Annotated in this window: 5 protein-coding genes; 4 read left to right on the top strand and 1 reads right to left on the bottom strand. The window is 67.5% G+C overall.

Annotated features, from left to right (window positions below):
• Positions 1-6,257 (top strand): GH36-type glycosyl hydrolase domain-containing protein (locus tag MR825_RS10555; protein WP_287880665.1); only part of this gene is annotated, 6,257 nt, incomplete at its 5' end.
• A gap of 34 nt (positions 6,258-6,291) precedes the next feature.
• Here MR825_RS10555 and MR825_RS10550 read toward each other — a convergent pair.
• Positions 6,292-7,068, bottom strand: a complete 777-nt coding sequence (locus MR825_RS10550; protein ID WP_287880663.1) for a formate/nitrite transporter family protein — start codon at positions 7,066-7,068, stop codon at positions 6,292-6,294.
• Positions 7,069-7,229: 161 nt separating this feature from the next.
• Here MR825_RS10550 and yfmF point away from each other — a divergent pair, with 161 nt between their 5' ends.
• From yfmF to MR825_RS10535, 3 genes are all read left to right on the top strand, one after another.
• Entirely contained in the window at positions 7,230-8,507 is a 1,278-nt protein-coding gene (gene yfmF / locus MR825_RS10545) for an EF-P 5-aminopentanol modification-associated protein YfmF (protein WP_186907797.1), read from the top strand.
• Between the two features lie 4 nt (positions 8,508-8,511).
• The gene (gene yfmH / locus MR825_RS10540) at positions 8,512-9,789 is read left to right on the top strand and encodes an EF-P 5-aminopentanol modification-associated protein YfmH (protein ID WP_287880662.1); all 1,278 of its coding nucleotides are present in this window, start codon (positions 8,512-8,514) and stop codon (positions 9,787-9,789) included.
• The coding region (locus tag MR825_RS10535; protein ID WP_287880660.1) for a prolipoprotein diacylglyceryl transferase family protein at positions 9,786-10,258 on the top strand (473 nt) is incomplete at its 3' end. The genes yfmH and MR825_RS10535, both read left to right, overlap by 4 nt.

The following is a 10,258-nucleotide window of genomic DNA, read 5'->3' as shown; positions in this document are numbered from 1 at the left end:
TGTGTAGCCTGTGCCTGTCGCTGCTGCTGGGCTTTCTGCTGCACAGCGGCTGGGTGGCGCTGCTGCTCCTGCTGCCCGTGTCCGATCTGGTGAAAAATGTGCTGGACTTTTTGGCGGTGCGCCTGGTGCGGCCCCGTCCGGTGTTCCGCATGGCCCTGGAGCAGGGCGTGCCGCGGGAGGGGCGTACCCTCTGCGTGATCGCGGGGCTTCTGAGCGGGGAGAACTCCGGGCCGGAGTACGCCGCCCTGCTGGAGCGTTACCGGCTGGCCAACCGGGACGGAGGGGCGCAGCTGCGGTTCGGCCTGCTGGCCGACCTGCCCGACCGGGACGCCCCCATGGGAAGCCGGGCCGGACAATGGGTGGACGCGGCCCGCCGGGCCATCGATGCGCTCAACGAGACCTATGGCGGAGGGTTTTACCTCTTTTTCCGGGAACCCGTGTTCCAGAAGACCGACGAGCGCTACCAGGGCTGGGAACGCAAGCGGGGGGCGCTGCTGGAGCTGTGCCGCCTGCTGAAGGGGCGCAGGACCGGGCTGCAGGTGCTCTCTGGAGAACGCGGCGCGCTGAACGGCACCCGCTTCGTGCTTACCCTGGATTCGGATACCGCCCTCAACGTGGGCTCGGCCCGGGAGCTGACCGGAGCCATGCTCCACCCGCTGAACCGGGCGGTAGTGGACCGCCGCCGCCGTGTGGTGGTCTCCGGTTACGGGGTGCTCCAGCCCAGGGTGGGGGTGGAGCTGGGGGCGGCCAACAAGAGCCAGTTTGCCCGCATTTTTGCCGGACAGGGAGGGGTGGACCCCTATGGCTCCACCGCCAGCGACGTGTACCACGACCTGTTCGACCAGGGCACCTATACCGGAAAGGGCATATTCGACGTGGATGCCTTTTTTACCTGCCTGGAAGGCCGTTTCCCGGAAAACCGGGTCCTCTCCCACGATCTGCTGGAGGGTTCCTATCTCCGCGCGGGACTGATCGGGGATGTGGAACTCACCGACAGCTATCCCTATAAGGTGACCTCTTATTATGCCCGCCTCCACCGTTGGGTGCGGGGAGACTGGCAGCTGCTGCCCTGGCTGGGCCGCCGGGTGCGCAATCAGGCGGGAGGACTGGAACCCAACCCCATCACCCTCATGGCCCGGTGGAAGATTTTTGACAATCTGCGCCGTTCCCTTTCCCCGGTGAGCACCCTGCTTTCCCTGCTGCTGGGCATGTGCGTGGGCCGCCTGGACTTTAACCTGGCGGCGGGGGTAGCCGCGGCCGCGGCCGCGTCCAATCTTCTTCTGTCGGGAGCGGAGCTCTTCTGGCGGGGGGGCCGGGGCCTGCGGGAGCGCTACCATGCCTCGATCGTGGCGGGCTTTGGAGGCGTGATCCTCCAGACGCTGCTGCAGCTTTTGTTTCTTCCCCTCCACGCCTGGACCTGCGCCAGCGCCATCGCAACCGCCCTATGGCGGCAGCTGGTCACGCACCGGGGGCTGCTGGCCTGGGTAACGGCGGCGGACGCGGAACGGCGCGCGGGGGACGGCCTGTGGGCCAATTACCGCAAGGGATGGAGCGCCGTGGCGGCGGGCGGTCTGGCCATCCTGTTCGCCCGCATCCCGGCGGGCGCGGCGGCGGGGCTTTTGTGGGCGCTCGCTCCCTGCGCCGCCTGGGCCATGAGCCGCCCCCTCCCGACCCAACGGGCCGCGCCCCAGGCCGACCGGCCCTTCCTGCTCCACCAGGGGGCGCTGATCTGGCAGTATTTTGCAGACTGGCTTCGCCCGGAGGATCACTGGCTGCCGCCCGACAACGTGCAGGAGGGACCCGACCTGGGGCCCGCCCGGCGTACCTCGCCCACCAACGCCGGCATGGCCCTGCTGTGCTGCCTGGCGGCGGCGGACCTGGATCTGTGCTCCCGGAAGAAGGCGCTCTCCCTCATCGGGCATCTGCTGGATACGCTGGAGACGCTGCCCAAGTGGAACGGACATTTCTACAACTGGTATGACACGGCTTCCGCCGCGCCCCTCACGCCCCGCTATGTATCCACCGTGGACGCGGGCAACCTGTGCGCCTGCCTGATCGCCCTGCGGGAAGGACTGTACGAATGGGGGGAGGATGCGTTGGCCCGGCGGGCGGAGGCGCTGTCCGACGGCATGGACTTCTCCCGGCTTTACGACGGACAGCGGCGGCTGTTCTATATCGGCTACGACTGCGAAAAGCAGGCCTACACCCAGGGCTGGTATGACCTGATGGCCAGCGAGGCCAGGCAGACCAGCTACCTGGCGGTGGCCCGGGGAGAGGTGAGTCCGCGCCACTGGCGGCGGCTGAGCCGGATGCTGACGGGGGATGACGATTATAAGGGCATGGTCTCCTGGACGGGCACCATGTTCGAGTATTTTATGCCCAACCTGCTCCTGCCGGTGGAACCCAACAGCCTGGTCTACGAGTCGCTGGCGTTTTGCCTCTATGAGCAGCGCAAGCGGGGGCGGCGCACGGGGACGCCGTGGGGGATCTCCGAATCCTGCTTTTATGCCTTCGACCCCGGCTTGAGCTACCAATACAAGGCCCACGGGGTCCAGCGGCTGGGCCTGAAGCGGGGACTGGATGAGGAGCTGGTGGTGGCTCCGTACGCCTCCTTCCTGGCGCTGCTGCTCTCGCCGCGCCGGGCGGCGGACAACCTGCGCCGCCTGCGCGCGCTGGGGGCGGAGGGGAAATACGGCATGTACGAGGCGCTGGACTTCACCCTTGCCCGGCGTACCGGCAAGGCCCCCTTCGAGCCGGTGCAGACCTTTATGGCCCACCATCTGGGCATGAGCCTGGTGGCCATCGACAATGCCCTGAACGAAAATGTGATGCAAAAGCGCTTTTTGCGGGACCGGGCCATGGGGGCTTACCGGGAACTGCTGCAGGAAAAGGTGCCCGTGGGAGCCGCCGTGCTCCGCCAGAGGGAGTTCCGGGCGCCGGAGCAGCCGGGGCGTCCGCCGCAGGCCGGACTGGTGCGGGAGTACCCGGCGGCGGCGCAGGCGCGTCCGGCCTGTCATCTGGTGTCCAACGGGGCCTATGTGGTCTTGTGCGATAGTCTGGGGCGCAGCTGGACCCGGATGGGGGAGACCGCCCTGCTCCGGGACGGGGGCGTGTCCGTTTGGTTCAGCGCTCCGGGCGGGCTGACCGCCCTGACGCCGGAGCGCTGCCGGTTCGACGGCGGGGCCGGCTGGACCGGAGCGGCGGGAGGCATCTCCTTCACCCACAGCCTGCAGGTACCGGAGCGGGAGAACGGAGAGCGGCGGGAGCTGGTGCTCCGCTGGAAGGGAAAAGGCCGCCTGAGCGGAGAGGTGGTGTGCTATCTGGAGCCGGTACTGGCAAAGCAGGCGGATTATGCGGCCCACCCGGCGTTCTCCAAGCTCTTTTTGGAGAGCGCCCATACCGGAGACGGAGTCGTCTTTACCCGCCGTCCACGGCGCAGCGGGGAGGGGAGAGCGGCGCTGGCGGTCCTGTGGGACGCCCCGGACGCCTTTTTCGACACCAGCCGGGAGCAGGCCCTGGGCCGGGGCGGGCTGCGGGCGCTGGAGCAGGCCTTGCAGGGACCGGCCCACAGCTCCGCCGGAGCGGTGCTGGATCCCTGCCTGCTGCTGCGCGTCCCTGTGACGCTGGAGCCGGGCGGGACCTTTCGCCTGCGGCTGACCCTGGCGGCCGGGCAGAGCGGAGAGGAGGCGGTAGAGGCCGCACGCCGTCTGCAGAGCCCGCGGGCGCGCTTGGGGAACGTACAGCTGGAACGGCTCATGACTGCCTGCAAGCTGACAGGTGAAACTACGTTACAGGCGTTTGAGCTGTTGGCCGCCCTGGTCTATCCTGGGGCTCGGAGCCCGGCAGAACAGAGCCTTTTGTGGCCCTACGGCATTTCGGGCGATCTTCCCATCGCGGCCCTGACTCTGGCCGGCGCGGAGGAGGCGGAGACGGCCCTGCCCTGGCTGGGGGTGCACAAGCTCCTCTCCCGCAGCGGTTACGCCTTTGATCTGGCGATCCTGCTGGACGAGGGGGGAGATTACCGGCGTCCCGCCCATAGCAGGCTGGCGGAAGGGCTGCGGGCCATCGGATGGGACCATATGGCGGGCGCCAAGGGAGGCGTCCATCTGCTGGCCGCCGCGCCGCCGGTGCTGGAGGCGGCCGCGGTGCGCTTGGGCGCGGCATGGCCGCCCTATGTGCCGCCCGATGCGGAACCGGAACGATCCTTTGCCCTTGAAAAGGGTCTGCCCCTGTGGGAGGCCGGAGCGGACGGCAGCTTTCAGTTCCACTGTGGAAACCGGCTGCCGCCGGTGGGGTGGAGCCAGATGCTCACCAACGGCGATTTCGGCTGGATGGTGGACGAGACCGGCTGCGGACACCTATGGCGGGGCAACGCCCGGGAGTGCCCGCTCACGCCCTGGAACAACGATCCGCTCGCCGTGGGAGGGACGGAACGGTTCGTCCTGCGGGCGGAGGGGGAGGAGCGCTCCCTGTTTGCCGACGGGGACGGGCTGCCCTGTACCGTGACCTACGCTCCCGGCTTCGCCCGCTGGGAGAAGACCTGGGGCGAGCGCCGGGTGAGGACGACCGCCTTCGTCCCGGCGGACCGGCCGGTCCGGGTGCTGCTGCTGGAGCTGGAGGGGGCGCCCTGCCAGCTGGGGCGCCGGTTAAACGGCAAAGAAGAGACACGTTACACGCTGGAGGGCGTGCTGGCGCTCTCCACCGGCGCGGATCTGGAGGAGCGGGAGGAGGACCCCGGTCAGGCCCAGAAGTGGCTGGGACGCACGGTGATGCACTGGAACCGCACGGTCTCCGCGCTGAAAGTGCGCACGCCCGACCCGGCGCTGGACCGTTACCTGAACGGCTGGTGCCTGTACCAGGTGATCGCCTGCCGCCTGCTGGGCCGGACCTCCCGCTATCAGAACGGCGGGGCCTACGGGTTCCGGGACCAGCTCCAGGACGTATGCGCCACACTGCTCACCGGCGGCGCGTATGCCAGGGAGCAGCTGCTGCGCGCCTGCGCCCATCAGTACCGGGAGGGAGATGTGATGCACTGGTGGCACGAGACCGGCGGCACGGGGGACAAAGGCGTGCGCACCCGTATCAGCGACGACCTCTTGTGGCTGCCGTATGTGCTGTGCGAGTACCTGGAGCAGCGGGGGGACTGGGGCATTTTGGAGGAACCGGTCCCCTACCTGGAGTCCCCGCCCCTGCGTCCGGAGGAGCGGGAGCGCTATGAGCAGCCGGAGCGTTCCCGGGAAACGGGCGGCGTCTACGACCACGCCTGCCGGGCCGTGGAGCAGGTGCTCCGCCGGGGCGCGGGGGAGCACGGCTTGCCCCGCATGGGCACGGGCGACTGGAACGACGGCATGGACCGGGTGGGGGAGCAGGGACGGGGCGAGAGCGTTTGGCTGGCCTGGTTTGCCGCCCACGTGCTCTCACGCTTCGCTCCCGTCTGCGGCCGGATGGGAGACGCGCAGCGGGAGGAGCGCTGCCGGGACTGGGCCGGGCGCTTTGCCGCCGCGGCCGACCGGGCCTGGGACGGGGCGTGGTTCCTGCGGGGGTATTACGACGACGGAAGACCCCTGGGAAGCCGCGGGGACGAGGTGTGCCAGCTGGACTCCATTGCCCAGAGCTGGGCCGCGCTGGCGCCCACGGCGGATCGGGAAAAGACCGCTGCGGCGCTCACATCCGCGCTGGAGCGGCTGTTTGACCGCGGGGCGGGCGTGGTGAAGCTGTTTGATCCGCCGTTCGACGGCGGGGGGGCGGACCCGGGGTATATCCGGGGGTATGTCCCCGGTGTGCGGGAGAACGGCGGGCAATATACCCATGCGGCGGTGTGGCTGGCGCTGGCCTGTCTCCGGACCGGGCGGGCGGGGGAGGGACGGGACATCCTGGCCGCGCTGCTGCCGGAGCACCACGACGGCAGCGTCTACCGCTGCGAGCCCTATGTGCTCTGCGCCGACGTCTACGCCGCCCCCGGCCATCTGGGCCGGGGCGGCTGGAGCTGGTACACCGGCGCGGCGGGGTGGTTCTATCGGACGGCCATGGAAGAGATGCTGGGCTTCCGTCTGCGGGCGGGCCGGCTTTTCCTGGAACCGCAGCTCCCGCCGGACTGGCCGGGCTTTACGGCCACTTGGCGGACGCAGCGGGCCGTTCTCCAGATCACCGTGCGCCGGGGAAGCGAAAAAAAGACCCTCCTGGACGGAAAAAGCGTCCCGGAGGGGCTCGATCTGGAAAAATTGGAGGGGGAGCGGCGCCTGGAGGTCACGCTCTGACCGCGGCCGCGCCGCGTCCCCGCAGGCCGCGCGGTCAGGGCGCGCGCTGCTGCGGCGCGTCCGCCGCGTACCACAGAGGCAGGCCCAGCAGCACCGCGCCCCCCAGAAGATTGCCCAGCGTTACCCACAAAAGGTTCCAAAGCAGGGCGAAGGAAGCGCCGCCAGGCACCAGAAGGGCGTACAGGACAAAATAGGCCATGTTGGCGATGGAGTGCTCCAGTCCGGCGAGCACGAAGGTCGTGATGGCAAGGGTGATGGCGATCACCTTGCCGCACTCGCTCTGAAGCCGGAAGCCGGCAAATACCCCCACGCACACCAGAAAATTGCACAGCACGCCCCGGAGCAGCAGCATATACCAGGGAGCGGCGAGCTTGGCGGGGACGCAGAGGGACAGGTAGGCCGAAAGCAGATCGCTGCTGGCCCCGGAGCCTGCCAGCAGCAGACAGAGCGCCAGGATGCCGATACAGTTGCCCACATAGGCCATGATCCAGACCCGCAGAGCGGTACCGGGGGTGGCCGAGCCCTCGTAAAGGGAGACCCCCATGACCAGATTGCAGCCGGTAAAAAGCTCGCCGCCCAGCAGCACGATCAGGATCAAAGCGGCGGAAAAGGTCAGGGCGGCCAGCAGCTTGGCCAGGGGCAGGCTGGCGTCGTAGAACCAGGCGGCGCACAGGCTGGACAGCAGGGCCCCTACAAAGATGAAGGCCCCCGCCACAGCGGCGCGGGTCAGATAGCGCAGGGGCTGCTCCCGGGACAGGCGGACCTTGTCGGCCCCGGCCAGGGCCATGGCTTCCACAGCGGAACGTGTCATGCGATCGGCCTCCTTATCATTCGTGTCTCTATTGTAGCGGAAAGCGGCGGGGACGGCAACTGCGCGCACAGCCAATCTTTTTTCCGCGAAGGGGTGTCAAATCGGTCAAAACGATGTATAATACCCATACTGCAATTTTCCACGGAAAGGAATGACAGAGCGTGATCGAAGTCACCCGAAGCGAACTTCTGCCCGGCGTCCATTTGACGGCGGTGCATACAAAAAAGTTTAAGTCCAGCGTGCTGGGACTGCAGTTTTTGCTGCCGCTGCAGGAGGAGACCGCCTCTCTCAACGCCCTGGTCCCCATGGTGCTGCGGCGGGGCACCCGGGAGCATCCGGATCTGGAGGCTCTCTCCGCCGCCCTGGACGAGCTGTACGGCGGTTCGCTGGAACCCATGGTGCGCAAGAAGGGAGAGACCCAGTGCGTGGGCTTTCTGGGGAGTTTCCTGGACGACGCCTACACGCTGGACGGCGCGCCCCTTCTGGAACGGGCCGCGGCCCTGCTGGGCGAGGTGGTGTTTCACCCCTATACCAGCGCCGGGGCCTTCTGCCCCGACTATACCAGCCAGGAGAAGACCAACCTGATCGACCGCATCCGGGCCCAGATCAACGACAAGCGGCAGTATGCCCAGCTGCGGGTGGTCGAGGAGATGTGCGCCGGGGAGCGCTTCGGGGTAGACAAACTGGGCAGCGAGGCCGCCGCCGCCGCCATTGACTGCGCGGCGCTGTGGACGCGCTATCAGGAGATGCTGCGCCTTGCTCCGGTGGAGCTGTATTATTGCGGCTCGGCCGCGCCGGAGCGGGTGCGCCAGGCTCTGTCCGCGATCCTGGCGGAGCTGCCCCAGGGCGCGGCGCGCACTGCCCCCGGCCGCCCGGCGCGGCGGCAGGCCCCGGACGTGCCCCGCCTGGTGGAGGAGGCTATGGACGTGACCCAGGGCAAGCTGTCCCTGGGCCTGCGTACCGGCATCGACGCCTGGGACGCCGATTATCCCGCCCTCACCCTGGTCAACGCCATCTATGGCGGCACCACGACCTCCAAACTCTTCCTGAACGTGCGGGAGCGTCTCTCGCTGTGCTACTACGCCAGCTCCGGCCTGATGAAGTACAAGGACGTGATGCTGGTCTCCTCCGGCGTGGAGTTCGACCGGGTGGAGCAGGCCAAGACGGAGATCCTGGCCCAGCTGGACCAGTGCAGGACGGGAGCGTTTGGGGAGGAAGAGCTGGAGTGGGCCCGCCGTTCGGTGGTGAGCAGTCTGACCACCACGCTGGATGCGCAGGGGCGGCTGGAGGATTACTGGCTGGGCCAGTCCGCGGCGGGTCTGACCGAAGCCCCGGAGGAGCTGGCCCGGCGCGTGGAGCAGGTCACCCGGGAGCAGGTGGTCTCCGCCGCCCAAAAGCTGAAGCTGGATACCGTCTATTTCCTGAAAGGCAAGGAGTGAGCCCATGGTAAGCAAGGAATACCCCCGCATCGGGGAAACGATGCTGCATGCCCGGCTGGAGAACGGACTGCACATCTATGTGGACCAAAAGCCGGAGTTCCAGAAAAGCTACGCCTTTTTTGCCGCCAATTACGGCGGCATGGACATGAAGTTCCGCCTGGACGGCGTATGGCAGGACACGCCCGCCGGAGTAGCCCACTTTTTGGAGCACAAGATGTTCGATACCGAGGACGGCAACGCCCTTCAGGATCTGGCCGCCAATGGGGCGTCCCCCAACGCCTTTACCAGCAGCGCCATGACCGGCTACTACTTCGAGAGCACGGAGAAGTTCTATGAAAATCTGAAGATCCTGCTCTCCTTTGTCTCCATCCCATGGTTTACCCGGGAGAGCGTGGACAAGGAGCAGGGGATCATCGGCCAGGAGATCCGTATGGTGGAGGACGACCCGGACAATCAGGTCTTCTACGCCCTGATGGAGTGCCTGTTTGACCATCACCCCATCCGGGTGCCCATCGCCGGGACCCGGGAGTCCATCTCCCATATCACGGCGGATACCCTCTACGCCTGCCACAAGGCCTTTTATACGCCCTCCAATATGGTGCTCACCGTGGCCGGGAACGTGGACGCCCAGCGGGTGATCGAGACTGCCCGGGAGATCCTGCCCCGGGAGAGCGGCGGACGGATCGAGCGGGACTACGGCACAGAGGAGCGCGGCAAAGCCGCCGCCCCCGGCAAACAGCTGCGCATGGCGGTCTCCACGCCGATTTTCCAGCTGGGCTGCAAGGCCGATACCGCCCCTGCGGGCGAGGAGCGCCTGCGCCGTCAGCTGGTGAGCGAGCTGGCCTGCGAGGCGCTGCTGGGCACCTCCAGTCCCCTGTATGCCGACCTGTACCGGAAGGGGCTCATCAACAAGAACTTCGGCTACGGGTTCGAGCAGTATCCGGGCTGCGCGCTTCTGGCCGCAGGGGGGGAGAGCCGGGAGCCGGAGGCGGTGCGCGGCGCGGTGCTGGCCGAGGCGCGGCGCCTGGCGGAGCGCGGTCTGGAGGAAGCCTTCTTCCAGCGGCTGAAACGCTCCGGCTACGGCGCGCGGGTACGGGCGCTCAACTCCTTTGAAACGATCTGCATCGAGCAGGCCCAGGCGCATTTTGCGGGGTTTGAGTATCTGCGTTTTCCCGAGCTCTACGCGGACATCGGGCGGGAGCACGTGGAAGAATGCCTGCGCCGCCTGGCGGAACCGGAGCGCTGGGCGCTGGCCGTGGTCCGGCCGGGAGGGCAGGCATGATGGGAACCGTCTCCTTCCCGGGACTGGGACTGGAATTCCAGCTCAACCGTGTGGCCTTCCACGTGGGCAGCTGGCCGGTGTACTGGTACGGGATCATCATTGCCGCAGGCTTCCTGCTGGCCGTGTTCTATTGCAGCCGGAAGGCCGGCCAGTTCGGCATCCGGCAGGACGATATCATCGACATGCTCTTTTTTGCCGTGCCCCTGGCCATCATCGGGGCGCGGCTGTACTACATCATCTTCTACCTGGATCTTTTCCGGCGGGAGGACGGCTCCCTGGACTTCGGGGCGATGGTGCGCATCTGGGATGGCGGCCTTGCCATCTACGGCGGCGTGATCGCCGCGGTACTCACCCTTCTGGTCTTCTGTAAGGTGCGAAAGATCAAGTTTTTAGCCTTTGCGGATCTGGGCGTGTTCGGCCTGCTCATCGGCCAGCTGGTGGGCCGCTGGGGCAATTTCGTGAACATTGA

Origin of the sequence: Lawsonibacter sp. (genome assembly GCF_022777125.1) — a bacterium.
Classification (GTDB): Bacteria; Bacillota; Clostridia; order Oscillospirales; family Oscillospiraceae; genus Lawsonibacter_A; species Lawsonibacter_A hominis.
This window is presented reverse-complemented; position numbering and strand designations above follow the sequence as displayed.

Excerpts from the sequence above, each read along its gene's own strand:
- MR825_RS10550 (WP_287880663.1), bottom strand. The coding sequence starts at position 7,068 with ATGACACGTTCCGCTGTGGAAGCCATGGCCCTGGCCGGGGCCGACAAG.
- yfmH (WP_287880662.1), top strand. The coding sequence starts at position 8,512 with ATGGTAAGCAAGGAATACCCCCGCATCGGGGAAACGATGCTGCATGCC.